The organism is Cryobacterium sp. (assembly GCF_025463825.1).
Classification (GTDB): Bacteria; Actinomycetota; Actinomycetes; order Actinomycetales; family Microbacteriaceae; genus Cryobacterium.
In genome coordinates this window covers 1-25,305 of the sequence record NZ_JAODBG010000077.1, presented here as the reverse complement: position 1 = coordinate 25,305, position 25,305 = coordinate 1, and the positions used below count along the sequence as shown (strand labels likewise).

The window sequence follows — 25,305 nt, the reverse complement described above, 5'->3', positions numbered from 1 at the left end:
TCACCTACCACCGACACTGAACCCCGCGCAGGGGCCTCTCCGTAGGGCTCTCGAAGACTTTCTCGCGAGCGGCCAAGCGGTCACTTCCGCGATGCCGAAGTGATCATTGAGCCGCTCTCGCGGAACGTGGTGGCGACCGCGGGTGAGGTGGGCGGGGCGCGGTAGGGCTAGCGCAGGATCTCCACCATCAGGACCCAGGCATCCAGCATCGATCCGGTGATGGTGAGCAGCAGTCCGGCCGCCACCCAGTGCAGAGCACCGGCGCCGCCGTCGGCGAAGATCAGGAGCAGGGCACCGAACACCACCGGAAGCAGCTGCACGACGGCGATGGGGATTGCGATGACTCGGGAGAATCTGGGCACCGCGGCCTGTCGCATCCGTTTGACCAGAGAAACCGCATGCAGTGCGATGGCCAGAGCGGCGGGAAGGAGCAATTCGACGCCCAGCACCGGCGCGGGCTGGCCGGGCATCAGGAGCAGCGCGGCGGTCCCGACCACCAGCACGAGCGAACCGACCGCGGCCGCGGCCCTGGCCGTCACGCCGGGCAGCGCCAGGATCTCCTTGATGTTCACCGAGATCGCCACCATCACCAAGCCGGCCAACGCGGCCCCTGCGCCCGCCAACGCCACCGCGAAGTCAGTCCAGCCCGCCGTCAGCGCGTCGTCCATGGCCACCCCTCGCTCAGATGCCGACACGATAGCGCGGCCGGTGGCATTCCGACCGACGTCGTCGTGCCGCGCTCGATTCCCGGACCGGGAGCAACAACCACTCCTCTGACCAGCCGTTTGACAGCCTTCGGCCATACGATGGAGCCATGAGAACGCGCACCAGGGAACCGATCTACACCGCGGCCATCACGGCCGGTAGAACCGTCTTCGGCCTGTTCCGCCTCCGGCCCACCGTGACCGGCCTGTCGAACCTGCCCGATGCCGGGGGAGCGGTGCTCGCAATCACCCACTTCGGCTACGCCGACTTCGCCCTCGTCGAGTGGATGATGTGGCGCAAGAACCGCCGGCACATCCGGTTCATGGCCAAGAAGGGCGCCTTCGACAAGCCGGTCGTCGGCACCCTGCTCCGCGGTATGCGCCACATCAACGTGGACATGGCCGCCGGGGCGCAGGCATACGCTGACGCCGTGCGGGCACTGAACTCCGGCGAACTGATCGGGGTGTTCCCCGAGGGTGGGGTGAACGCGTCGTTCACCGTGCGGGAGCTGAAGTCCGGTGCCGCCCGGATGGCTCAGGAAGCGAACGTGCCCATCGTTCCCATCGCGGTCTGGGGCGGCCACCGGCTGCTCACCAAGAACCACAAGCCGTCCCTCACGGACGCCTACGGCACCCCGGTCAGCTTCGCCGTCGGCACCCCCATCCGAGTCAGCGCCACCGACGACGCGCAGGCCGTCACGCTGGTGCTGCACGGCACCCTACAAGGTCTGGTCGACGGCCTGCAGGCGCGATACCCGGTGCCGGGCGCCGGCCGGTGGTGGCAGCCCGCCCACCTGGGCGGCACCGCCCCGACGCCCGGAGAGGCCGCCGCCACGGAAGCGGAGCGTCAGCTGCGCAAAGCCGCCGACCGGGCGGCCAAAGCCTGAAGCCGCGCCGGCCGACCGCCAGGCGCGGACGGACGCCGAACCGGATGCGATACTTCAGGCATGCGAGAGCCGTCCCAGCCGCCCGAACCAGTTTTACGCAGCGGCGCGGCAGCTGACACGGGGGAGTGCCTCACCCTCTGGGTCGACGCCTGCGCTGTGCGGGACGGTGTAGCCGTTTCCGGGGTGGCGGACCGGGCGCGCCCGAAGTTCGACCGCGCGGAGTGCTGGACCGTGGCGGAGGACCCCGGCTCGCAGATTCTCGGGTTCGTCCTGGCGACGACACCGCGAAGCGGACTGCCGAGTGATCCCCCCGACGCGCCGGTGGTCGGTCTGGTCGCCGTTGCGCCCGCCGCGCAGGGGCGTGGGATCGGGCGAGCGCTCATGGTTGCGGTGGCGGCCGAGCTCGCCCGGCGCGGCCACCGTATAGCCGTGCTGCACGTCCTGGTCGAGAACGACCCGGCCGTCCGGCTCTACTCCGGCCAGGGCTGGCGACCATGGGGGAGGCCACTCCGGCACCCGTTGCTGCATCGAACGACGCAGTCCTACGTGATCGACCTGGAGTCCCGCCCCGCCGCCTCGCACGATCCGCTCTCCGAGTTGGAGGGCGACTAGAGGGTCTCGCCCAGCGCCCGGTAGCGGCGTTCGTGGTAGATCAGGGCCTCGTCGTCCTCTCCGAGGCCACCGCCCTCGATCTGCACCACGACGACGGCGGCATTGTGCACGCTCACCCGCTCCACGATCCGGCCGACCATCCAGGAGGTGACGTTGTTGAGCACCGGCAGACCATGTGGCCCGACCCGCCAGTGGTCGCCGACGAACCGTTCGGTGTTCGGCCCGGCGAGGCGTTCGGCAAGGCCGCGATTACGCAGGCCCAGCAGGTGGATGACCACCCGCTCTGTTTCGCTGACGGCCGGCCAGGAGCTGGCCGATTTCGCCATGTTGAAGGTGGCCAGGGGCGGCACCGCGGACATCGAGGCGAGGGACGTCGCCGTGAATCCCACCGGCACCCCCTGCGCATCCAGGGCCGTGACGACCGCGACACCGGCCGCATGCCGGCGGAACGCGTTCTTGAACGCGGCCAGGTCGCCGGGAGCGTGGGGATCTGTGTCGAGGGCGACCGCCGGAGGGAGTCCGGCCGGGTCGGTGGTGCGTTCGCTCATAGTGGTGCCAATCGTCTCACCCACCAGCCTATTCCCGTGCACCGCCCGGTTCTTGGATAGGCTGGAGCGACATGATTCAGACGATTGACCTTCGAGGAACGCGGCCTGCTCCGGCCGAACTTCTGGCCTCCGTGCCCCGGGCGGCCACCAGCGTCACCGTGGCCAGCGACGTCGCCGCCGAGCTGATCGACGACGTGCGCGCCCGCGGCGAACAGGCCCTGCTCGACCAGGCGGAACGCCTCGACCGGGTTCGCCCCGACCACGTCCGCGTCCCGGCCGAACACGTCAGCGAAGCCCTCGCCGCGCTCGACCCGGCCGTGCGCACGGCCATCGAAGAGACCATCCGGCGGGTCCGCCTCGCCAGCGCCGCTCAGGTGCCGCCCCTGGTGACCACGACCATCGCCGACGGCGCGGAGATCGTGCAGCGCTGGCGTCCCGTGCAGCGCGTGGGCCTCTACGTGCCCGGCGGCAAGGCGGTCTACCCGTCCAGTGTGGTGATGAACGTGGTTCCCGCGCAGGTGGCCGGTGTCACCTCCATCGCCCTGGCGTCCCCGCCGCAGAGCCACTTCGATGGCCGGGTGCACCCCACCATCCTCGCCGTCGCCGGGCTGCTCGGCGTCGACGAGATCTACGCGATGGGCGGCGCCGGGGCGGTCGGCGCCTTCGCGTACGGGGTGCCGGGCCTCGGCCTCGACCCCGTCCAGCTCGTCACCGGTCCCGGCAACGTCTACGTCGCGGCGGCCAAGCGCCTGGTGCGCGGCGTCACCGGCATCGACTCCGAAGCCGGCCCCACCGACATCCTCGTGATCGCCGACGCCACCGCCGACCCGGCCTTCGTCGCCGCGGACCTGGTGAGCCAGGCCGAACACGATGAACTCGCCGCAGCCGTCCTCGTCACCGACTCCGCCGAACTCGCCGCCGCCGTCGAAACGCTCCTCGACACCATCGTCACCACGACCACCCACTCCGAACGGGTGGCGGCGTCCCTGGGCGGCACTCAGTCGGCGATCGTGCTCGTGGACGACCTCGAGCAGGCCGCCGCGTTCAGCAACGCCTTCGGACCGGAGCACCTCGAGATCCAGACGAACGACCCGGATGCCGTGCTCGCACTGATCGACAATGCCGGCGCCATCTTCCTGGGCCCGTACTCTCCGGTCAGCCTCGGCGACTACGCCGCCGGGTCCAACCACGTCCTGCCCACCGGCGGGCAGGCCCGGTTCTCCGCCGCCCTTGGCGCGTACACGTTCCTCCGCCCCCAGCAGGTGGTGCGGTACAGCCGGGACGGCCTCGCCGGAGTGGCTGGGCACATCCTGGCCCTCTCCAACGCCGAGGCCCTCCCGGCGCACGGCGACGCGGTCACCGCGCGCTTCCCCAAACCCGCGGAACGGTAGGCTCGAAGCACCATGTATTGCCCGTTCTGTCGTCATCCTGACTCCCGCGTCATCGACTCGCGCACCAGCGACGACGGACTCTCGATCCGCCGCCGCCGACAGTGCCCCGAATGCGGTCGTCGCTTCAGCACCACCGAAACCGCGAGCCTGAACATCATCAAGCGCAGCGGGGTCGTCGAACCGTTCAGCCGAGAGAAGATCGTTTCCGGCGTGCGCAAGGCCTGCCAGGGCCGCCCGGTCACGGACTCCGACCTGGCGATGCTGGCGCAGAAGGTCGAGGAGACCATCCGGCAGACCGGCGCTTCGCAGATCGAGGCCAACGACATCGGCCTGGCGACCCTCGCTCCGCTGCGCGAACTCGATGAAGTCGCCTACCTTCGCTTTGCCAGCGTGTACCAGGCGTTCGACTCCCTCGAAGACTTCGAGAGTGCCATCTTCCAGCTCCGCACCGAGCACGCCGTCGCAGCCGCGGCGGATGCCGACGCAGAGCCCGATCTTTAGGCTCCCGTGTATCCCACCTTCTTCAAGCACGTCCTGACCCGCCTCGATCCTGAGCAGGCGCACCACCTGGCCTTCGAAGTCATCCGCCTGCTGCCCCGGCTGGGTCTGGGTGGGCTCGCGCACCGCTTCACCCGGCCGCGCACCGACATCGGCGTTGACACGCTCGGGCTGCACTTCGATTCCCCGTTCGGTGTCGCGGCGGGCTTCGACAAGGACGGCCACGCCGTCATCGGCCTCGGCCGGCTCGGCTTCGGCCACGTCGAGGTCGGCACGCTCACCGCCCTCGCACAGCCCGGCAATCCGAAACCCCGGTTGTTCCGCCTGGTGGCGGACCGCGCCGTGATCAACCGGATGGGCTTCAACAACGCCGGTGCCGCCGCGGCCGTCGACCGGCTCAGCCGGGTGCGCGCCACCCGAGACCGACCGGTGCTCGGTATCAACATCGGGAAGAGCCGGGTCACGGCCGTCGAGGACGCCACCGCCGACTACCTGGTGAGCGCCGCGGCGCTGGCACCCATCGCCGACTACCTCGTTGTCAACGTCAGCTCGCCCAACACACCGGGCCTGCGTGGCCTGCAGGAACTCGACCAACTCGCCCCGCTCCTGCGGGCCGTGCAGGCGACGGCCGGTCGCACCCCGTTGCTGGTCAAAATCGCCCCGGACCTCACCGACGAGGAGGTCGCCCGCATCGCCGGGCTGGTCGTCGAACTGGGCCTAGACGGCATCATCGCCACGAACACCACCCTGAGCCGCGACGGCCTGGTCACCGACCCCGCCAGGGTGACGGCCGCCGGAGCCGGCGGGCTCTCCGGAGCTCCGCTGAACGCCCGGTCGCTCGCCGTACTGCGCGTGATCCGCGCCAGCGTGCCCGCGGACCTGTGCGTCATCTCGGTCGGCGGCGTCGAAACCGCCCAGCAGGTTGCCGAGCGCCTCGCCGCCGGCGCGACCCTGGTACAGGGCTACACCGGGTTCCTGTACCGCGGGCCGCTGTGGGCCCGGCAGATCAACCGCGGCCTGGACCGGCTGCTCGCCGTCCGCTGAATCACCCCGCTGGTCGTCGCCCGGTCAGCGGGCAGGCGAGCGAGCGCACCGGCCGGATCTACTCCGGGGGGACCACCGGGTCGGCCGGGCCGGGAAGTCCGGGATCCTCGATCAGGCCCAGTTCGGCCAGCTGCTCAGCGAGGCTCGCACCGTCCGGGCCGTACACCCACAGCGAGTCCGGCTTGGCCTCCGCGGCATCCTTGGGCCGGCGGCCGGCCAGCACGGCCTCGCTGGGCGAGAGCCGGCGGATGGCGACGGCCGCGACGGAATCGGGGAAGTCCTTCTGGAACTCGCTGTAGATGGCCTCGTCGTGCTGGCCGTCGTCGCCGACCAGGATCCACTTCATCTCAGGGAACTCCTGGGCCAGCCGGCGCAGATTGTCACGCTTGTGCTCGCGTCCACTGCGGAACAGGCGATCGTGGGTGGGTCCCCAGTCGGTGAGCAGCAGCGCCCCAGCCGGGTACAGGTTGCGGGAGAGGAACCGGCTCAGCGTCGGCGCGACGTTCCACGCCCCGGTCGAAAGGTAGATCACCGGGGACCCCGGGGTGGCATCGGCGAGCCGGTCGAGCAGGACTGCCATGCCCGGCGTGGGCACGCGGGCGTGCTCGTCCAGGACGAAGGTGTTCCAGGCGGCGAGCAGGGGCCGGGGAAGCGTCGTGACCATGACAGTGTCGTCGACGTCGGAGATGATTCCTCGGCGCACGTCGGGGGAGACGACGAAGACCGGGGCCTCCACGGCGCCGGACGCTTCCGTGTGCAGGTGCGCGGTGTGCCAGCCCGGCTCGAGATTCACCTGCATGACGGTGTCCACGACGCCGCCGCGGTCGGCCTGCACACGGTGGGCCTTGCCGCCGATATCGATCGTGACCGTGACATCGTTGACGGGCACGCTGGTGAAACTGCGCCAACCGCGGATGCTCGCATCCCGGGCGGCGATGCGGCGTTTCGTGCGCGCGCCGGCCTTCACCGGCTTGGACAGCAGCACTCGACAGAGGATCCGCACCCGCTCCGGCGTGCCGTAGCCGGTGTAGGGGATGACGACGGGGAGGTGTCCGCGCCGCCTGGCGAACTTCTCCCGCTTCTCGTGCAGCCAGTCCTCGATCCTGGCGGCACGGTGAATCATGCGTGCAGGAGTCAGCGGAGCTGCGGCCGGAGCGGGGAACTTAGACACACCCCAGTCTCTCACGGGCGCGGCCCGACCTTGCCCGCCCGCACAGACCCACCCCCGACGCGGCGGCCACGCTCGTTTGGGGGGCGGAAACTGCGTATGACGTGCCGCCCGGGCCTCTAGGATTGTGACGTATATTCAAGGAGGACACGTGGCGCGGATCGACCAATTCGGTGAAGACTCGCTCGGCCAAGGCCGGCAGGTTCGAACCGAACCCATTCAACAGCGCAGCGCCGCGCGCCTGAGCGGCCTGCTGGATGCTGCAGCCGCAGTTGTCGACGAGGTCGGTTTCGACCGGATCACCACGGCGATGGTGGCCGAACGCGCTGGGGCCTCGATCGGCACCGTGTACCGCTATTACCCCGACCGCGTCGCGGTCCTCGAGGGCCTGCGGGAACGCGCCGTGCAGCGGTTCCGTCAGCGCGTTGCCGAGAACCTCCAGACTGCCAAGCCCGACACCTGGTGGGAAGCCGTCGACTGCGGTATCACCGCCTTCGTCGACCTCTACCGAGATGAGCCCGGCTTCCGGATTCTCCACTTCGCCGACCGGGAGCGCGCTCAGTCCAGCACCCCCGATCAGTTGGACTCCGGCTTCTTCGCTCACCAGATCGCCGGTATCCTCTCGCAGGAATTCGGTCTCGCCGGCGGTCCTGATCTGGTCTTCCACCTCGAGGTCGCCGTCGAAATGGCGGACTCGTTGTTGTCCCGGGCATTCACCTGGAACAGCCAAGGTGACGAGCGGTTCATCTCCGAGTGCCGCCGCATCATGCACGATTACCTCGTCGGCTACTACGGCCCCGCCGCCGGCTGACCTTTTCCCGCACCGACTTTTTTCATCACAGAGCGGCAATCCGCTTAGGTTTCGGCTCCGAAGAATGATTGGCTGGTCATCCGCACTCGCCCCAGGGTGAGTGGCTGCACCGCCCGCTTCGAGGATTGAGCCCAGCCATGATCGAGTTCCGTTCCGTCAGCAAACGATTCCCCGACGGCACCCTGGCCGTCGAGGACTTCAGCCTCGTGCTTCCCTCGCATCAGACCACCGTGCTGGTGGGCTCCTCCGGGTCGGGTAAGACCACCCTGCTGCGCATGATCAACCGCATGGTAGATCCCAGCAGCGGCTCCGTCGAGATCGACGGTGAAGACATCGCCACCCTGCCGCCGGTCAAGCTGCGTCGCGGCATCGGCTACGTCATGCAGAACTCCGGCCTCCTGCCGCACCGCACCGTTGTGGACAACGTCGCGACGGTGCCGCTCCTGCGCGGCACCCCGAAGAGTCAGGCCAGACAGGACGCCCTGACCCTGCTTGACACGGTGGGCCTTGATCGCAGCCTCGCCGACCGGTATCCGAGCCAGCTCTCCGGCGGGCAGCAGCAGCGCGTGGGCGTGGCGCGGGGCCTGGCCGTCAACCCGAACATCCTGCTGATGGACGAGCCGTTCGGTGCCGTCGACCCCATCGTCCGCGCCGAGCTGCAGCAGGAACTGGTGCGGTTGCAGAAAGAACTGGACAAGACCGTCGTCTTCGTCACCCACGACATCGAGGAGGCCTTCCTTCTCGGCGACCAGATCGTCATCCTCCGCGAAGGCGGCCGCATCGCCCAGGTCGGCTCCCCGGCAGACCTCCTGGCCCACCCCGCCGACGACTTCGTCGCCAGCTTCGTGGGCGCCGACCGCGGCCGCCGGGCGCTGCACGTGGAGCGGCACGGCGACGAAGACGTCGTGGTCGACAGCGACGGGCGCCTGGCCGGCGTGCTGGATTCCGCCAGGAGGGCCGGTATGGCGGCTGACCCCGAGGCCGCCCGATGACCTGGGTCCTGGCCAACCTGGGCCTGATTTGGGCGCGGACCCTCGACCACGTCGTGCTGAGCCTGCCGCCGATCGTGCTCTGTTTCGTGATCGCCGTGCCTCTGGGTTGGCTGGCGCGCCGCTACGCCGTCAGCCGCGGCATCATCCTCACCGGCGCCGGCCTGCTCTACGCGATCCCGTCGCTGCCCCTGTTCTTCGTGCTGCCGGCCGTGATCGGCACCGGGTTGCGGTCGCCGCTGAACGTGATCATCGCGCTCACCCTGTACGGCGTGGCCCTGATGGTGCGGGTGGTGTCAGACGGCCTCGAGTCGGTGGATGGCGATGTTCGCCAGTCCGCTACCGCCGTGGGCTACTCCGGGTGGTCCCGCTTCTGGCAGGTGGAGCTGCCACTGTCCGGCCCGGTTCTCCTGGCCGGGATGCGGGTGGTGGCCGTGAGCACCGTGAGCCTGGTCACCGTGGGCGCCGTGATCGGCGTCCAGAGCCTGGGCAGCCTGTTCACCGACGGGTTCCAGCGCGGCATCCAGGCCGAGATCCTCGCCGGCCTGGTCGCGACCGTCGTCCTGGCCCTGGCCTTCGACGGTGCCCTGGTGCTGCTCGGGCGTCTCCTGATGCCGTGGACCCGCCGGGATGCCCCCACCCGGGTCGCCGCGCCGATCGAGGTGAGCGCGGCATGAACCTCTTCGCGGACGCCATCGACTGGATCCTGGATCCGGCCAATTACACCGGGCTGAACGCCATTCCGCTCCGGCTGGGCCAGCACCTGCTCTTCACCCTGGTCACCCTGCTGATCGCTGCGGCGATCGCGATCCCGATCGGTTACCTGATCGGCCACACCGGCCGGGGACGCGGTCTGGCCGTGACGACGTCAGGCGGGCTCCGGGCCATCCCGACCCTGGGCCTGCTCACCCTGGTGGCCCTCTGGGTCGGGGTCGGCGTGGTGGCGCCGTACGTGGCCCTGACCGTCCTGGCGATCCCGCCCATCCTGGCCGGTGCCTACACCGGGTTCGAGGCGATCGACCGGCGCACCGTCGACGCTGCCCGCGCGGTGGGCATGTCCGAGCTGCAAATCGTACGCAAGGTCGAAGTACCGCTCGGGCTTCCCCTGCTGATCGGCCGGCTGCGCTCAGCGACCCTCCAGGTGATCGCCACGGCGACGCTCGCGGCCTACGTGGCCGACATCGGACTGGGCAGATACCTGTTCTCGGGATTAAAGACCCGCGACTACGCCCAGATGCTGGGCGGGTCGATACTGGTGATCCTGCTGGCTTTGGCGTTGGAGGGAATCTTTGCGCTGATCCAGAGGTTTGCCGTACCACGGGGGGTCTCCGGCCGCCTCGCGATCCCCAAGCCCAGCACGCTTCGCACCGAGCGCTCCACAGCCGCCCGGTGACACATGTACCGAAGACTCGGTACCTGAGGAAGGACAACAGCATGTTCACAATCACAAGAGGCCGGCTCGCGCTTGTCAGCGCGGTCGCGGTTGGGGCTGTCGTAGCCCTTGCAGGGTGTGCGTCCGGGGACCCCCTGGACGAGGGAAGTAGCAGTTCGGAAGGATCCGAGACCATCGTCGTCGGATCGCAGGACTACTACTCAAACGAGATCATCGCCGAGATCTACGCGCAGGCGCTGGAGAACGGCGGCTTCACGGTCGACCGCCAGTTCCGCATCGGACAGCGTGAGGCCTACCTGCCCGAGATCGAGTCCGGCTCGATCGACGTGTTCCCCGAGTACACCGGCAGCCTGCTCCAGGCGCTGCAAGCCGACGCCGCCGGCGGAACGGCCGACGAGACCTACACCGAACTGCAGGCGGCACTGCCGGAAGGGCTCAGCGTGCTCGACATGGCGGACGCGACGGACCAGAACTCCTGGACCGTGACGCAGGCCTTCGCGGACACCTACAACCTCACCGACATCGCGTCGCTCACCCAGGTCACGGAGCCGATCACCGTCGGCGGCAACTCCGAGTTGGAGACCCGTCCGTACGGGCCGACCGCCCTCAAGGAGAAGTACGGCATCGAGATCGCCGGCTTCACACCCGTCGAGGACAGCGGTGGACCGCTGACCGTCAAGGCACTCGTCGACAACAAGATCCAGCTGGCCAACATCTACACCGCGGATCCGAACATCGCGTCGAACGACCTCGTTGCCCTGGACGACCCCGACGGCCTGTTCTTCCCCGACAATGTCGTGCCCGTCGTCTCCGACAAGGTCGACGACTCGGCCGCCGAGATCATCAACAAGGTCAGTGCGGCGCTGGATGCCGACACCCTCGTGGCCCTGAACGCCCAGAGCGTGAACGACGAGGCCGCCGCGGACACCATCGCGACGGACTGGCTCACCGAGCAGGGCCTGATCTGACCCTCGGCTCGACCACCCGAACGGCCCCGCTCACGGCGGGGCCGTTTCGTGTTCGCCCGCGAGGTCAGGTCGTGACGAGCAGACCCAGCGGCAACAGCAACAAGACGGCCGTGGTCACCAGAACCAGAGTTCGAGCCGCCGGAGTGAGCCCGGGAACATCGCCGAGCAGCCGGCTCACCCTCGGCCCGACGAGGTCGGCCGTGGAGGCGTCGTCGGACGCGCCGGCGGCGGCGAGCGGGGACTGGGTACCGGAAACCTCGGCCAAGTGCGCGGTGCCAACGAGGGCGATCGCCCTGGCCAACGTGCGGTCGTCCACCTCGAGCCTGGCCTGGTCGTCGGCCATCATCTCCACCAGCAGGGCCACCGCGTTCTCGGCGCGGTTGGCGATCGGGAACCAGCGCAGGGCGCTGTGCCAGGACTTGAACGCCAGAAGTACCACGTGATGCTGCTGGCGGAGATGGGCGCGCTCGTGCGCCACGACACCGCGTAACTGGTCGGTGTCCAGCAGGCGTAGCAGGCCCCTTGACAGCACCGTGGCCGACCGGGTGCCGCCCGGCAGGCAGTAGGCGATCGGCGCGGCATGGTCGATCACACGGGTACCGGCGGTGTCGAACGGCAACGGGTCGCTGAGCAGCCCGATCAGGGTGTGATGCCGGCGTCGCTGCCGCTCGGCACGGATGAACGTCGCGCTGAGGTTCAGCAGCAAGTGCGTGGCGAGGATCAGGGCCAGGCACAGGGCCATCACGCTCGTCAGCGTGGCGCCGGCTGGCAGGGTGCCGGCAGCGACATGACCGGCCAGGGCGGCCAGGGCGGTCACCGGCGTCGGTCCGAACGGGATCAGGCCGAAGACGAGCAGCGAGCCGATCATCGAGGCGCCGCCGGCCAGCGCGATCGATTGCCAGAGGGCCAACGCGAGGCCGGGGGCACGCGGTGGCCAGGCCGCGCCGGCCAGCAGGATCGGCACGGGCCAGGCCAGGAGGACGGCCAGGACTATCAGGCCCAGTGCGGTGCCGAGCACGCCCGGTTACCTGTCCCGGGTCAGGATGCTCGTGGCCCGGATTCTCGTCGGCATCATTCCGACGACGGGCCGATGCTTGCCAGCAGTTCGCGCAGGGTCCGCGCCTCCTGCGGGCTGACGTTGCCGATGAAGCGGGCCAGCGTCGCCGTGCGGTCGCTCGTGGTGCCCAGCACCTCGTGCATGAGCTCAGCCGTGTGCTCGGCCCGGGTGCTGACCGCACTGTAGCCGTGCGGGCGGATGTCCCGGTCGCGCGTGACGAAGCCCTTGTTCTCCAGCCGGGACAACACGGTGAGCACCGTCGTGATCGCGAGAGGCTTGGTGCCGGAATTAGCGGGATCCAGGAGGGCGTCGCGCAACTCGTTGGCGGTCAGTGGACGCTCGGCCGACCAGAGCAGGTCCATCAGCAGTCTCTCCAGCACGCCCAAACTTCCCATGACACAACTTTATCAAGCGTTCCGGCTTTTTCTACCGAACGTAGAATAGTAGTCTTCTACGACACGTAGAAGAACCGAAGGTGCTGGAGGGCATATGAACGAGTGGCTGGATCCGTTGCTATTGTCACGCTGGCAATTCGGCCTGACCACGGTCTACCACTTCCTGTTCGTGCCGCTGACGATCGGTCTCGTCACCACCGTGGCGATCTTCCAGACCGCCTGGTACCGCACGAACAAGGCTCACTACCTGCAGCTCACCCACTTCTTCGGCAAGATCTTCCTGATCAACTTCGCCATGGGCGTCGTCACCGGCATCGTGCAGGAGTTCCAGTTCGGCATGAACTGGTCGGACTACTCCCGCTTCGTCGGCGACGTGTTCGGGGCACCACTGGCATTCGAGGGCATCGCGGCGTTCTTCCTCGAGGCCACCTTCATCGGCCTGTGGATCTTCGGTTGGGACAAGCTGCCCAGGGGCCTGCACCTGGCGACCATCTGGCTGACCACCGCGGGGAGTATCGCGTCGGCGTACTTCATCATCGCCGCAAACGCCTTCATGCAGAACCCGGTCGCGTACCAGATCAACGAGGAGAAGGGACGGGCCGAACTCACCAGCATCGGTGAGCTGCTCACCAACCCCGTCGCCCTCGCGGCCTTCCCGCACACGATCTTCGCCTGCTTCATGGTCTCCGCCGGACTGATCATCTCGGTCGCAGCCTGGCACCTCTCGCGTAACCAGCACCTCACGACGATGCGGCCCGCACTCAAGTTCGGCCTGTGGATGATGGTCATCTCCGGCGCCCTGACGACCGTGATGGGCGACCAGCTCAGCCTGGCCATGGTCGAGGCGCAGCCCATGAAGATGGCGGCGGCCGAAGCCATGTATCACACGGCCACCGGCGCCAACGCGTCGTTCTCGATCTTCACACTCGGCACCCCCGACGGCGTCAGCGAGCTCTTCTCCATCCGCATCCCCTACCTGCTCTCGTTCCTGTCCACGCACACCTTCGACGGCACCGTCGAGGGAATCAACAATCTCCAGGAGCAGTACACCCAGCTCTACGGTCCCGGCGACTACGCCCCGATCATCTGGGTCACCTACTGGTCGTTCCGCTGGATGATCGGCCTGGGCATCGCCCACATCCTGGTCGCCGTCGCCGGACTGTGGGTGACCCGCAAGGGCAGGAGCCCGCAGACCTGGATCTGGAAGATCGCGATCTGGTCCTTCCCGATGTCCCTGCTGGCCATGAGCGTCGGCTGGGTCTTCACCGAGATGGGCCGGCAGCCCTGGCTGGTGTTCGGCTTGCTCAAGACCGCCGACGGCGTCTCGCCGAACGTGAGCGGGCTGGAGATCCTGATCTCCCTCATCGCCTTCACCCTGCTGTACGGCGCTCTGGCGGTGGTGGAATTCCGCCTCATCCTCAAGGCCGTGCAGAAGGGGCCGGACCCAGCGACGGCGCCCGACCCGGTGTCCGGCGAAATCAAGCACACGACCACGGTCTACTAGGAGCGCACGATGGATCTCAATATTCTGTGGTTTTGGATCATCGCGGCGATGTTCATCGGGTACTTCGTACTCGACGGCTTCGACTTCGGGGTCGGCATGTCCCTGCCGTTCCTCGGCAAGGACGACACCGACCGGCGCGTCCTCATCAACACCATCGGTCCGGTCTGGGACCTCAACGAGACCTGGGTCATCGTCGCCGGCGCGTCGCTGTTCGCGGCGTTCCCCGAGTGGTACGCCACGATGTTCAGCGGCTTCTACCTGGCCCTGTTGTTGATCCTGCTGGCGCTCATCGCCAGGGGAGTGTCGTTCGAGTACCGGCACCAGCGGCCGGAGCTGGAGTGGAAGAAATCCTTCGACACCATGATCGTGGTGGGCTCCGCCGTGCCCGCCCTGCTCTGGGGCGTGGCCTTCGGCAACGTCGTACGCGGCGTGCCGCTGGATGAGAATTTCAACTACATTGGCACCTTCTTCGACCTGCTGAACCCGTACGCGCTGGTGGCCGGACTCACCACCCTGCTCCTCTTCTTCACCCACGGCGTGATCTTCGTCTCCACCAAGACCGAGGGCGACATCCGGCTGCGCGCCAGGGCCCTGGCCATCCGCTCCGGAATCGTCACCATCGTCGTCGCCGCCTCGTTCCTGGTCTGGACCACGCTGGCGTACGGCACCCTCGCCTCCGGCATCCTCGCCGCGGTCGCCGCGGTGGCGCTCATCACCGCCTATCTGGCGAACCTGCGCGGCAAGGAGCGCACCGCGTTCGCTCTGATGGCCGTCACCATCGGCTTCGCCGTGCTGACCCTGTTCGCGTCGCTCTTCCCCGATGTCATGCCCGCCAGCAACGACGTGGCCAACAGCCTCACCATCGAGAACGCCTCGTCGACCCCGTACACGTTGCAGGTGATGAGCTGGACGGCGCTGATCGCAGCGCCGGTGATCCTGGGCTACCAGGGCTGGACCTACTGGGTGTTCCGCAAACGGATCGGCCGGGCGCACATCGAAGTCGCCGTACACTGATCGGGATGCGTCCCCTCGATCCACGGCTTCTCAAGCACGCCTCCGCCGCGCGCTGGTTCCTCTTCGTCGGCGCGGTCCTCGGCCTGGCCCAGACCCTCGCCGTCGTGGCCTTCGCCTGGTTGCTCAGCCAGGGCATCACCCGGGCGGTGGATGGTGAGCCCCTCGACCGGCTCAGCGGCACGGTGGCCGCCCTGGCCGGCGTGGTCATCCTCCGGGCGCTGATCGTGTGGCTGCTGGAAGTGGCTGCCAACCGGGGTGCCGCGGCCGTGAAGAGCCAGCTGCGCACGGCGGTGCTCGACCGGCTCGCCCGGCGCGGCCCCGACTGGCTCGCCGGCCAGCAGGACGCGAGGGTCGCCACCGTGATCACCGGCGGCCTGGACGCGCTCGACAACTACTTCGCCAGGTACCTGCCGCAACTGCTGCTCACGGCCATCGCGACGCCGATCCTGGTCGTCCTGATGCTGTGGCAGGACCTCCCCAGCGGCATCACCGTGCTCATCGTGCTGCCGGTGATCCCGATCTTCATGATCCTGATCGGTCAGGCCACCCAGGTCGTGCAAAGCAACCAGTGGGACGCCCTGCAACGGCTCTCGAGCGGCTTCCTCGACGTGGTCGGGGGACTGGCCACCCTCAAGATCTTCGGCCGGGACCGCCGCCAGTCGGCGCGCCTGGCCGACCTCACCGACGAGTACCGCGGCCGCACCATGAAGGTGCTGCGGGTTTCCTTCCTCAGCGGATTCGTGCTGGAACTGGCGGGCAGCCTGTCCGTGGCGCTCATCGCCGTGTCGATCGGCATCCGCCTCGTGGACGGCTCGCTGCTGCTGGGCGTGGGACTGTTCGTGCTGCTGCTGGCGCCGGAGGCGTTCCTGCCGCTCCGGCAGGTCGGCGTGCAGTTCCATGCCGCAGCCGATGGCCTGGCCGCGGCCGAGGACGTGTTCGCGATTCTCGAGGACGACAGCCCGACGCCGCCCGCCCGGAACACGCTGGTCCCGACCCCCGCCCGCCCCGTGCTGCTGTCCTTCGATGCCGTGACGGTGCGCCGGGGGGAGTCCGCCATCATCGACCGGTTCAGCGCCGATTTCGCCGCCGGGCAGCTGAGCGTGCTCAGCGGGCCGAGCGGTGTGGGCAAGTCCACGCTGATCGGGGCGCTCCAGGGTTTCGTTCCGTTCGAGGGCGCCATCAGTCTGGGCGGCTCACTCGTCGCTCACGGTCCGGACCGGGACTGGCTGGCCTGGGCCGGACAGCGGCCGGGCCTGTTCTCCGGCAGCATCAGCGCCAACGTGGCGCTGGGCTCCCCGGCTCCCGACGACGCCCTCGTCGCCACGGCACTGGCCTGCGCGGGCGCTGGTGACCTCGATCCGGCCCTGCGCCTCGGCGTCAACGGTGCCGGACTGTCGGGCGGCCAGGCGCAGCGCGTTGCCGCCGCCAGGGCGATCTACCGGTGCCTGGCGCACGACACCCCGGTGCTCGTGCTCGACGAACCCAGCTCCGCCCTCGACACCGACGCCGAGAGCGCCCTGATCCGCGGCCTGGCCACCCTGGCCGGCCAGGGCCGCATCGTGATCGTGGTCAGCCACCGGCCGGCCTTTCTCGACGCCGCCGACTGTGTCGTGCGCCTGAGCGAGGTCGCCCATGTCTGAGCCCGCGTCCGTCAGCACCCGCCGCTCCCGACTGCCCTCGGCCGCCACCAGGGCCATTCTCCGCCTGGCCCAGCCGCGGGCGCGGCAGAGCCTCCCCGGCCTGCTCGCCGGCCTGGCGAGTACGGCCAGTGCCGTGGCCCTGCTGGCCTGCTCGGCGTGGCTGATCACCCGGGCAGCAGAGATGCCGCCGATCATGTTCCTGGGCATGGCCGTGGTGGGTGTGCGGGCGTTCGCACTGTTCCGCTCCGCGTTCCGCTACCTCGAACGCCTGTTGAGCCACGACGCCGCCTTCCGGCAGCTCGGCGCCCTGCGCCTGGGCATCTTCGCCCGGCTCCTGCCGCTGGCGCCGGCCGGCCTGTCCGCGACCCGGCGCGGCGACCTGCTGACCCGCCTGGTGCGAGATGTCGACGACCTGCAGGACCTGCCGCTGCGAGTCGTGCAGCCCCTCGCCACCTCCGGCCTGGTCGCCGCCCTCAGCGTCGCCGGTGTCTGGCTGGTGCTCCCGGCGGCAGGGCTCACCCTGCTGGTCTGCCTCGGCGTCGCCGGCGTCCTCGGCACCGTCACCGCGACCGCGTTGTCCGCCCGCGCGGAGCGGGACCTGGCGCCGTTGCGCGGCGCCCTCGCCGACGAGGTGCTCGAAGTCGTCGAGAACCTCGACGTGCTCACCGCCTTCGGCGCGCTCGACGGCCGCCTGCACGAGCTCGCCTCGGTGGAGGGGCGCCTCCGCCGCGCTACCCTCCGGCGGTCCACGGGAGCCGGGGTGCAGGCCGCGGTGATCTCGCTCTGCGCCGGTGCGGCGACGGTGCTGGCGCTGATCATCGCCATCCCCGCGCTGGGCACCGGTGGCTTCAGCGGCCCCGCCCTCGCCGTGGTGGTGCTGGTCCCCATGGCCGTCTTCGAGGTCTTCGCCCTGATTCCGCCGGCCCTGGGCGCCTGGCGTCAGGTGCGCTCAAGCGCCGAACGGGTGGCCACGGCCGTGCCAGAGCGTGTGCCCGCCGAGATTCCCGCCGAGACCCCCGCCCTCGCCGAGTCCGCCGCCGGGAGGATCCTTGAGCGTCCGGCCGGGCCGGCCCGGGGCGCCGACGGGGCGCTGGTCGAACTCACCGACGTCGGGGCCAGCTGGCCCGGAACCGACCGACCGGCCGTGGCCGGCGTGACGCTGCGCCTGACCGCCGGCGACCGGGTGCACCTGGCCGGGGCGAGCGGAGCAGGCAAGAGCACCCTGGCTCAGGCCCTGGTGCGTTTCCTGGACTACACCGGCTCCTACCGGGTGAAGGGCATGGAGGCCAGGGAACTGGCGCCCGCCGACGTGCGCCGGGTCGTGGGCCTCTGCGAACAGCGCCCCTGGCTGTTCGACGACACCATCCGGCAGAACCTGCTCTTCGCCAGGGACACGGCCACCGACGACGACCTCCTGGCGGTGCTCGACCGGGTCGGCCTGGCCGACTGGGCCATGAGACGCGGCGGCCTGGATGCCCGGGTGGGCGAACGCGGCGCCCTGGTGTCCGGCGGGCAGGCCCAGCGGATCGCCCTCGCGCGGGCCCTGCTGGCCGATTTCCCGGTGCTCATCGTCGACGAACCGACGGCCAACGTCGACGCGGGCCTCGGTGACAGGCTCGTGCGGGACATCCTCTCGGCGTCGGCGGGCGCCGGCCGGGCGGTGCTGCTCATCTCGCACACCCCCGTACCGGCCGAGCTGATCACCCGCACGGTCACCCTCACCGCCGGCGCCGGACTCGGTCCGATGGCCCGGCCCTGGGTTGCACCGCGCCAGGGGGTCATTCCGGGGGAGCTTCCCGCTCCATGAACCGGGCCTCCCGGCGCTTCAACCACCGCTTGACCAGCACGACAACCAGCCCGAACGCGGCAATCACGCCGACGAAAAGATAGCCCGCGAAGTGCAGTTGGTCGGCGATACTGCGGTATCCCTCTGCGGCCGCCGCACCGACGGACACGTAAGCCGCTGTCCACACCACGCAGGCCGGCACCGTCCAAGTCAGGAAGGTGCGGTAACGCATGGTGCTCATCCCGACGGTGAGGGGGATCACCGAGTGCAGCACCGGCAGGAACCGGGACAGGAAGACCGCGATCCCACCCCGCCGAGCGAGGTAGCGTTCCGCCGCGGCCCAGTTCTTCTCCCCGATGCGCCGGCCCAGCCAGCTGCCCCGGATCCACGGGCCGAACCGGCGCCCCAGGTAGAACCCGATGCTCTCACCAGCCAGGGCGCCCAGGATCACCGCCAGCATGAGGCCGACGTATTCGATCGGTCCCTCGACGGCCGTGCTGGCCACGATCACGATGGTGTCGCCTGGAACGACCAGGCCGATCAGCACCGACGTCTCCAAGAGCATGCCCACGCCCGCGAGGATGGTGCGCACGACAGGGTCGACGGCGCCGACAGCGCCCAGGATCCAGTTGAGTACGTCGTTCACGTCGCCAGCCTAGGCCGCAGTGCGATTTCCCGTGGCGCGCCTGCGCCCTAGGCTGGACGCGTGCCGAAGACTCCCAGCTTCCCGGACCGTCAGGCACTTCGCCGCATCCCCCTGCCGGAGTGGATCGACCCGGCAGCGGCCTTCGACGAGCTGTATGCCGGATCGCCGTATGCCGTGTGGCTCGACGCCGGCGCCGGCGCGACGACCGGGACGAGCTACCTGGCCGGCGGCCACGAGCGCTCACTGGTCGTCACGGCATCCGCCCCGGCCGGCACGACCACGCGGTCACGGCCATTGGCTGCGACCGATGCGCCCGTGACGACCAGAGACAGCGTGTTCGACGTGCTCCGCAGGGACCTGGCGCGCTCAACCAGCACGCCGAACGGGAACGCACCCGTCGCAGCCGACGACGTCGGATTCCGGCTCGGCTGGGTCGGTTGGCTGGGCTACGGCCTCGCGCAGCCCACCGCCGCGGCCGGTACCGGCCTCGTCGGCGCACCGGACGCGGCGCTGTTGCGGGTGGACCGGGCCGTCGCCTTCGACCATGCCGCCCGCACGGTGACGCTGCTGGTCCGGCCCGAGGTGGGGGAGCCGGAAGGCGAGTTGGACGCGTGGGTCGCCGAGACGAGCCGCCGCCTCGCCCAGGCCGGCCGCGGCGCCCGCCCGCCGGCGCAGAGCCCCGGCAACCTCGAGGTTCGCTGGCGGCACGACCCCGAGCAGTACGCCCGCCTGATCGGCCAGTGCCAGGCGCGCATCAGGGCCGGCGACGCGTACCAGCTGTGCCTGACCAACGAGATCACCGTTGCCGGCGCCTTCGACCCGGGAGAGCTGTACCGGCGGCTACGCGACTCCAGTCCGAGCCACCACGGCGGACTGCTCCGCTTCGGCGAGCATGCGCTCTTGAGCGCCTCGCCCGAGCAATTCCTGTCGGTGAGCCCCGGCGGCCGGATCTGCACCCGGCCGATCAAGGGCACCCGGCCGCGCGCCACCGACCCGGCTCACGACCGGATCCTCGAGGCCGAACTGCTCGCCAGCGACAAGGAGCGCGCCGAGAACCTCATGATCGTCGACCTCATGCGCAACGACCTCGGCCGGGTCGCCGAGCTCGGGACCGTCGCCGTGACCGCGCTGCTCCAGGTGGAGAGCTATCCGCACGTTCACCAGCTCGTCAGCACCATCGAGGCCCAACTGGCGCCGGGACTCACCGCGGTGGACGCCGTGCAGGCCGCCTTTCCCGCCGGATCGATGACCGGGGCGCCCAAGGCCAGCGCCATGGCCATCCTGCACGAACTCGAGGGCGGCGAGCGCGGCGTCTACGCCGGCGCCTTCGGATACCTCGGCCAGGACGGCGCGCTCGACCTGGCCATGGTCATCCGCAGCATCGTGCTCGGCCCCGCCGGCGCGTCCATCGGCACCGGCGGGGGCATCACCGCGCTCTCCGTCGCTGCAGAGGAAATCGAGGAGACCCGCGTCAAGGCGGCGGCCCTGATCAGGGCCCTGCTGGGCACCGAACCGGGACCGGACCCGGCGGAGGGCCAGGGTTTAGTAACCTAGGAGCTTGGGCGTCGCCACCGGGCATTCTCCGTTGCGCGCAAAACGCCACCTCACCACAATGAATGAGAGCCACGTGGCACACGAGCACGACACCATGTCCAACGGTCCAGAGGACGAAGACGGCTACGACTTCGCCGCCATCCAGGCGAAGTGGGCACCGATCTGGGAGGAACTCGAACCGTTCCGCACCAGTGACCCCGGCGACGTGCGGCCGCGCAAGTACGTGCTCGACATGTTCCCGTACCCGTCCGGCGACCTGCACATGGGCCACGCCGAGGTCTACGCGCTCGGCGACATCGTCGCCCGCTACTGGCGCCAGCAGGGCTTCAACGTGCTGCATCCGATCGGCTGGGACTCGTTCGGCCTGCCCGCCGAGAACGCTGCCATCAAGCGCGGCATCGACCCGCGCGGTTGGACCTACGACAACATCGCGCAACAGAAGAAGAGCATGAAGCTCTACGCGGCCTCCTTCGACTGGTCCCGGGAGCTGCACACCAGCGACCCCGAGTATTACAAGTGGAATCAGTGGCTGTTCCTGCAGCTGTACAAGAAGGGTCTGGCCTACCGAAAGGACAGCTGGGTCAACTGGGACCCGATCGACCAGACCGTGCTGGCCAACGAACAGGTCCTGCCCGACGGCACCAGCGAGCGCAGCGGCGCCGTGGTGGTGAAGAAGAAGCTCACCCAGTGGTACTTCAAGATCACCGACTATGCCGACCGCCTGCTCGACGACCTGAACCAGCTCGAGGGCACCTGGCCGACCAAGGTGCTCAACATGCAGCGCAATTGGATCGGCCGCTCCATCGGCGCCGACGTCGACTTCGTCATCGAGGGCCGCGAGGCGCCGGTGAGCGTCTTCACGACCCGTCCGGACACCCTGCACGGCGCCACCTTCATGGTTGTCGCCCCCGACGCCGACCTCGCCGCCGAACTCGTCGCTGGCGCCTCGGCCGAGGTACGCGAGAACTTCGCAGCCTACCTGGTGAAGGTGCAGAACAGCACCGAGATCGAACGCCAGGCCACCGACCGGGAGAAGACCGGTGTCTTCCTCGAGCGGTACGCCATCAACCCGGCCAACGGCGAGCGCCTGCCGGTCTGGGCGGCGGACTACGTGCTGGCCGACTACGGTCACGGTGCGGTCATGGCCGTTCCCGCGCACGACCAGCGCGACCTGGACTTCGCCTTGCGCTTCGACCTGCCCGTGCGCGTCGTCGTCGACACCACCGCGCCGGTCACCGGGGTCATCCCGGTGATCACTCCCGGCATGCTGGACGGTTCGGAAGAACTGCCCGACGATCCCGCGAACGGGGTCGACTCCGACGCTCTCGACCCGGCGAAGTCCGGCACCGCCCTGGCCGGTGAAGGCCGCCTGATCAACTCCGGCGCCCTGAACGGGCTCACCAAGAGCAACGCCATCAAGCGGATGATCGAACAGCTCGTCGCGGACGGTACCGGGCGTGCCACCAAGAATTACCGGTTGCGCGACTGGCTGATCTCCCGCCAGCGGTACTGGGGCACCCCGATTCCGATCATCCACGGCGAAGACGGCACGGAGATCCCGGTGCCCGAAGACCAGCTGCCCGTGCTGCTGCCGCCGACCGACGGCCTCGACCTCAAGCCCAAGGGCACGTCGCCGCTGGGCGGCGCGACCGACTGGGTGAACGTCGTCAACCCGATCGACGGCACCCCGGCCAAGCGCGACGCCGACACCATGGACACCTTTGTGGACAGCTCCTGGTACTTCCTGCGGTTCCTGAACCCCACCGACGACACCAAGGCGTTCGACCCGAAGGAAGCCGACAAGTGGGCGCCCGTCGACCAGTACGTCGGCGGCGTCGAACACGCCATCCTGCACCTGCTGTACGCCCGCTTCATCACCAAGGTGCTCTTCGACCTCGGCTTCGTCACCTTCACCGAACCGTTCACGGCATTGCTCAACCAGGGCATGGTCATCCTCGACGGCGCCAAGATGAGCAAGAGCAAGGGCAACCTGGTGTATTTCACCGAGGAGGTCGACAAGTACGGCGTCGACGCCGTTCGCCTGACCATGGCGTTCGCCGGCCCCCCGGAAGACGACATCGACTGGGCCGACGTGTCCCCGGTCGGCTCCGCGAAGTTCCTGGCCCGCGCCTGGCGTGTCGCCCGGGACGTCACCAGCGCCCCCGACGTGGAGTGGAAGACCGGCGATGCTGCCCTGCGCCGCGTCACCCACCGGTTCCTCGCCGACGCCCCGTCGCTGATCGAGTCGTTCAAGTTCAACGTGGTCGTGGCGCGCATGATGGAGCTCGTCAACGCCACCCGCAAGGTCATCGACACCGGCGCCGGCCCTGCCGACGCCGCCGTGCGCGAGGCCGCCGAAGTGACGGCGATGGCGTTGAACCTGTTCTCCCCGTACACGGCGGAAGACATGTGGCAGCGCCTCGGCTACGAGCCGTGCGTCGCGCTCGCGCAGTGGCGCAAGGCCGACCGCAGCCTGCTCGTGGCCGAATCGGTGACCGCGGTGGTACAGGTCGACGGCAAGGTCCGCGACCGCCTCGAGGTCTCACCGAAGATCTCGAACGACGACCTGGAGGTGCAGGCCCGAGCGTCGGCCGCCGCCATTCGGTCGATCGGTGACAGGGAGATCGTCAGGGTCATTGTGCGCGCTCCCCGCATGGTGAGCATCGTCACCAAGCCCGCCGGCTGACGGGCCGGTGCGCCCCGCCTCCACAGACGGGACCGGCGCCGCCCCCACACAGGTTCCCCGACGGGCCCGGTGTGCGGGGCGGCTCGTGGTTAACCTGCCCGCATGGTTTTCGACCCGTTCAGTAGCCTCGCCCCGTCGTCCCGCGCGACCGCCCCAACGTCGCAGGGCCGGCCCGGCGGCACCGACCGCCGGCTGCGCCTGGGGGTGGGCGCCGCGGTCGTGCTGCTGCTCCTGGCCCTCGGAGTGGCAGTCGCCGTGACCGCCGTCGCCCAGGTGGGCCACAGCGTCGACGTCGCCGCGAACCCCGCTGCCGGCGGCCTGCCCACCGACCAGACGGGCGATCCGGCAGCCGGGACGTCGGGGCCGACGGCGGCCCCGGCAGCGGGGGAGGCGGGCGTCATCTTCGTGCACGTGCTCGGCGCGGTGGCCCGTCCGGGGTTGTTCGAAGTCCGGGACGGGGCCAGGGTGGTCGACGTTGTCGCCGCGGCCGGCGGACTGCTGCCCACGGCGGACCAGGCCGGCGTGAACCTGGCCAGGACGCTGTCGGACGGTGAACAGCTCTACGTCCCGCTGCAGGGCGAAGCGGCGGCGGGTGCGCCGGGCGCCGCCCCCGGTGCTGCGGGTCCTGCCGGCGGTGGGGCTGCGGGTGCTGCCGGAGCCGTCGCCGCGAAGGTGAACCTGAACACCGCGACGGCCGCTGACCTCGATACCCTGCCGCGCATCGGCCCGGCCATGGCTCAGCGCATCCTGGACTACCGAGCGGCCGAGGGCCGGTTCAGCAGCATCGACGACCTCCGCAACGTGACGGGGATCGGCGAGAAAACCTTCGCGGCGCTCAAAGACCTGATCGCGGTCTGAGAGTCCCCGATGAGCACCGGCGGCACCCGGACGGCTGCCGAGCAGGGGCATCCGGCCGTGCACGCCCGATCCGGCCTTGACCTGCGCCTGGTGTGGCCGGCCGCCACCTGCTGGGCAGTCGCGGGCGTGCTCGTGGCCCTCCCGGGCTGGGCGGCTGCGGTGGCGGTTGTCTTCTGGATCGTGGCAGGAGCGCTCGTGGCCGTCGCCGTTTTGCGGAGTCGTGCCGGACTCCCTGCGCTCGGGACCGCCGGTCGGCGGCCCGGTCGGCTCTCCGGTTCGCTGCCAGCCATACTGGCTGCCTGTTGCGCGACCGCGGCGCTGGCGGCGACGGCGGTCGCGGTCCAGGCGCCGGTGCGGCTGCCGGCGGTCGTACGCAGCGTCCTGGACGGGCAGGCCGACGGTCAGCGCGGCGGTTCGGGTGCCGACGGGCGGGTCGTCGCGCGCCTCACGGTCTGGTCCGCGCCGGTTCCGCACGGCGGTGCGGCCATCGGCGGGGCCCCGCAGGTGCGGTTCCGCGCCACCCTGACCGCCCTCGACAGCCCGCCGGGGGAGCCGTCCGCGGATGGCGCGCCCGGCAGATTATCCGTGCCGGTGCTGGTGTTCGCCGAGATGGCAACACCCGCACCGGCGATCGGCGACGAAGTCAGGGTGACGGGTGCCCTCGTGCGCACTGAGGCCGGCGACGCGGCATCCGCGCTGCTTTTCGGTCGCGGGCCGATCGAGGCGGTGCGCCCGGCTCCGTGGTGGCTGGCCTGGGCGAACGACCTGCGCGCCGGGTTCGCCGCGGCCGCCGGTGAGCTGCCCGGCGACGGGGCGGGCCTTCTGCCCGGGCTGGCGATCGGCGACACCACTGCCGTGCCCGAGAATCTGGACGCCGCCATGAAGACCAGCTCGCTAGTACGTAGCTGCTAACCGCTATCGGAACCATCCGCATAGACTGTCCGCGTGGACGACCTAGAGACACCAAATTGCCCGATTTGTCTGCTCCCAATGGAAGCGGCAGAACGGGGCGAAGTCATTGTCTGGGAGTGCTCGGACTGCGGGCTGGTGAAGCTATAAGGGGGGCGCTGCCTTGGCCAAGGAATCAAGTCGTGGTCGTAGTGTGATTCAGTCCAGCATCACTCAGGACACCCCAGAAGCGGGTGATCGCGT

At 69.6% G+C, this 25,305-nt stretch carries 25 protein-coding genes; 19 read left to right on the top strand and 6 right to left on the bottom strand.

Features of this window, described 5'->3' with window-relative positions; translation table 11 throughout:
• Positions 1–167 precede the first annotated feature (167 nt).
• Positions 168–668 carry a hypothetical protein gene (locus JWP54_RS09655; RefSeq protein WP_297371008.1) on the bottom strand — a complete coding sequence of 167 codons (501 nt, stop codon included), beginning with the start codon at positions 666–668 and terminating at the stop codon, positions 168–170.
• 146 nt (positions 669–814) lie between these two features.
• Here JWP54_RS09655 and JWP54_RS09650 point away from each other — a divergent pair, with 146 nt between their 5' ends.
• Positions 815–1,591, top strand: coding sequence for a 1-acyl-sn-glycerol-3-phosphate acyltransferase (locus JWP54_RS09650; RefSeq protein WP_297371005.1), 777 nt, complete (start codon positions 815–817; stop codon positions 1,589–1,591).
• Positions 1,592–1,651: 60 nt separating this feature from the next.
• Positions 1,652–2,203, top strand: a complete 552-nt coding sequence (locus tag JWP54_RS09645; RefSeq protein WP_297371001.1) for a GNAT family N-acetyltransferase — start codon at positions 1,652–1,654, stop codon at positions 2,201–2,203.
• Here JWP54_RS09645 and JWP54_RS09640 read toward each other — a convergent pair.
• Positions 2,200–2,751 (bottom strand): flavin reductase family protein, encoded by a 552-nt coding sequence (locus tag JWP54_RS09640; RefSeq protein ID WP_297370997.1) that lies wholly within the window; start codon positions 2,749–2,751, stop codon positions 2,200–2,202. The two genes, JWP54_RS09645 and JWP54_RS09640, sit on opposite strands and share 4 nt — an antisense overlap.
• 71 nt (positions 2,752–2,822) lie before the next feature.
• Here JWP54_RS09640 and hisD point away from each other — a divergent pair, with 71 nt between their 5' ends.
• From hisD to JWP54_RS09625, 3 genes are read left to right on the top strand one after another with little or no spacing between them, the layout of a single operon-like run.
• The gene (hisD, locus tag JWP54_RS09635) at positions 2,823–4,142 is read left to right on the top strand and encodes a histidinol dehydrogenase (protein WP_297370993.1); all 1,320 of its coding nucleotides are present in this window, start codon (positions 2,823–2,825) and stop codon (positions 4,140–4,142) included.
• 12 nt (positions 4,143–4,154) lie between these two features.
• Positions 4,155–4,643, top strand: a complete 489-nt coding sequence (nrdR, locus tag JWP54_RS09630) for a transcriptional regulator NrdR (RefSeq protein ID WP_297370990.1) — start codon at positions 4,155–4,157, stop codon at positions 4,641–4,643.
• Between the two features lie 6 nt (positions 4,644–4,649).
• The gene (locus tag JWP54_RS09625; protein ID WP_297370987.1) at positions 4,650–5,684 is read left to right on the top strand and encodes a quinone-dependent dihydroorotate dehydrogenase; all 1,035 of its coding nucleotides are present in this window, start codon (positions 4,650–4,652) and stop codon (positions 5,682–5,684) included.
• A gap of 58 nt (positions 5,685–5,742) precedes the next feature.
• Here the strand turns inward: JWP54_RS09625 and JWP54_RS09620 are convergent, their stop codons facing one another.
• A complete protein-coding gene (locus JWP54_RS09620; RefSeq protein ID WP_297370984.1) occupies positions 5,743–6,807 on the bottom strand; it encodes an App1 family protein in 1,065 nt (354 codons plus the stop codon).
• A 196-nt stretch (positions 6,808–7,003) separates the two neighbouring features.
• Between JWP54_RS09620 and JWP54_RS09615 the strand changes: the two genes are divergently transcribed.
• The 5 genes from JWP54_RS09615 to JWP54_RS09595 all read left to right on the top strand — a co-directional run bounded on the left by JWP54_RS09615 (position 7,004) and on the right by JWP54_RS09595 (position 11,013).
• A complete protein-coding gene (locus JWP54_RS09615; protein ID WP_297370981.1) occupies positions 7,004–7,663 on the top strand; it encodes a TetR/AcrR family transcriptional regulator in 660 nt (219 codons plus the stop codon).
• 137 nt (positions 7,664–7,800) lie between these two features.
• On the top strand, positions 7,801–8,655 hold the full coding sequence (locus JWP54_RS09610; RefSeq protein WP_297370978.1) for an ABC transporter ATP-binding protein: 855 nt from the start codon (positions 7,801–7,803) through the stop codon (positions 8,653–8,655).
• The gene (locus JWP54_RS09605) at positions 8,652–9,329 is read left to right on the top strand and encodes an ABC transporter permease (RefSeq protein ID WP_297370975.1); all 678 of its coding nucleotides are present in this window, start codon (positions 8,652–8,654) and stop codon (positions 9,327–9,329) included. The genes JWP54_RS09610 and JWP54_RS09605 overlap by 4 nt, the downstream gene beginning before the upstream one ends.
• Positions 9,326–10,045, top strand: a complete 720-nt coding sequence (locus JWP54_RS09600) for an ABC transporter permease (protein ID WP_297370972.1) — start codon at positions 9,326–9,328, stop codon at positions 10,043–10,045. Before JWP54_RS09605 ends, JWP54_RS09600 begins: the two co-directional genes overlap by 4 nt.
• 41 nt (positions 10,046–10,086) lie before the next feature.
• Positions 10,087–11,013 (top strand): ABC transporter substrate-binding protein, encoded by a 927-nt coding sequence (locus JWP54_RS09595; protein WP_297370968.1) that lies wholly within the window; start codon positions 10,087–10,089, stop codon positions 11,011–11,013.
• A gap of 64 nt (positions 11,014–11,077) precedes the next feature.
• Here the strand turns inward: JWP54_RS09595 and JWP54_RS09590 are convergent, their stop codons facing one another.
• On the bottom strand, positions 11,078–12,031 hold the full coding sequence (locus JWP54_RS09590) for a M56 family metallopeptidase (RefSeq protein ID WP_297370965.1): 954 nt from the start codon (positions 12,029–12,031) through the stop codon (positions 11,078–11,080).
• 53 nt (positions 12,032–12,084) lie between these two features.
• On the bottom strand, positions 12,085–12,465 hold the full coding sequence (locus tag JWP54_RS09585; protein WP_297370963.1) for a BlaI/MecI/CopY family transcriptional regulator: 381 nt from the start codon (positions 12,463–12,465) through the stop codon (positions 12,085–12,087).
• A 94-nt stretch (positions 12,466–12,559) separates the two neighbouring features.
• Here JWP54_RS09585 and JWP54_RS09580 point away from each other — a divergent pair, with 94 nt between their 5' ends.
• Genes JWP54_RS09580 through cydC form a run of 4 tightly spaced genes read left to right on the top strand, consistent with a single transcriptional unit; the run spans position 12,560 to position 18,430 of the window.
• Positions 12,560–13,969 (top strand): cytochrome ubiquinol oxidase subunit I, encoded by a 1,410-nt coding sequence (locus JWP54_RS09580; RefSeq protein WP_297370960.1) that lies wholly within the window; start codon positions 12,560–12,562, stop codon positions 13,967–13,969.
• A 9-nt stretch (positions 13,970–13,978) separates the two neighbouring features.
• The gene (gene cydB / locus JWP54_RS09575; protein WP_297370956.1) at positions 13,979–14,983 is read left to right on the top strand and encodes a cytochrome d ubiquinol oxidase subunit II; all 1,005 of its coding nucleotides are present in this window, start codon (positions 13,979–13,981) and stop codon (positions 14,981–14,983) included.
• Between the two features lie 5 nt (positions 14,984–14,988).
• Positions 14,989–16,623, top strand: coding sequence for a thiol reductant ABC exporter subunit CydD (gene cydD, locus JWP54_RS09570; protein ID WP_297370953.1), 1,635 nt, complete (start codon positions 14,989–14,991; stop codon positions 16,621–16,623).
• On the top strand, positions 16,616–18,430 hold the full coding sequence (gene cydC / locus JWP54_RS09565) for a thiol reductant ABC exporter subunit CydC (protein WP_297370950.1): 1,815 nt from the start codon (positions 16,616–16,618) through the stop codon (positions 18,428–18,430). Before cydD ends, cydC begins: the two co-directional genes overlap by 8 nt.
• Here the strand turns inward: cydC and JWP54_RS09560 are convergent.
• Positions 18,402–19,055, bottom strand: coding sequence for a DedA family protein (locus tag JWP54_RS09560; protein ID WP_297370947.1), 654 nt, complete (start codon positions 19,053–19,055; stop codon positions 18,402–18,404). The genes cydC and JWP54_RS09560 overlap by 29 nt on opposite strands.
• A gap of 60 nt (positions 19,056–19,115) precedes the next feature.
• Here JWP54_RS09560 and JWP54_RS09555 point away from each other — a divergent pair, with 60 nt between their 5' ends.
• The 5 genes from JWP54_RS09555 to JWP54_RS17730 all read left to right on the top strand — a co-directional run bounded on the left by JWP54_RS09555 (position 19,116) and on the right by JWP54_RS17730 (position 25,212).
• Positions 19,116–20,609 carry an anthranilate synthase component I family protein gene (locus JWP54_RS09555; RefSeq protein ID WP_297370944.1) on the top strand — a complete coding sequence of 498 codons (1,494 nt, stop codon included), beginning with the start codon at positions 19,116–19,118 and terminating at the stop codon, positions 20,607–20,609.
• Between the two features lie 94 nt (positions 20,610–20,703).
• Positions 20,704–23,295 (top strand): leucine--tRNA ligase, encoded by a 2,592-nt coding sequence (gene leuS, locus JWP54_RS09550; RefSeq protein ID WP_297371012.1) that lies wholly within the window; start codon positions 20,704–20,706, stop codon positions 23,293–23,295.
• 102 nt (positions 23,296–23,397) lie between these two features.
• Positions 23,398–24,153 (top strand): helix-hairpin-helix domain-containing protein, encoded by a 756-nt coding sequence (locus JWP54_RS09545; RefSeq protein ID WP_297370942.1) that lies wholly within the window; start codon positions 23,398–23,400, stop codon positions 24,151–24,153.
• A gap of 9 nt (positions 24,154–24,162) precedes the next feature.
• Positions 24,163–25,065, top strand: a complete 903-nt coding sequence (locus tag JWP54_RS09540; RefSeq protein WP_297370938.1) for a hypothetical protein — start codon at positions 24,163–24,165, stop codon at positions 25,063–25,065.
• Positions 25,066–25,098: 33 nt separating this feature from the next.
• Complete coding sequence (locus tag JWP54_RS17730; protein WP_367274209.1) at positions 25,099–25,212, top strand: zf-TFIIB domain-containing protein; 114 nt, start codon at positions 25,099–25,101, stop codon at positions 25,210–25,212.
• Positions 25,213–25,305: the final 93 nt, after the last annotated feature.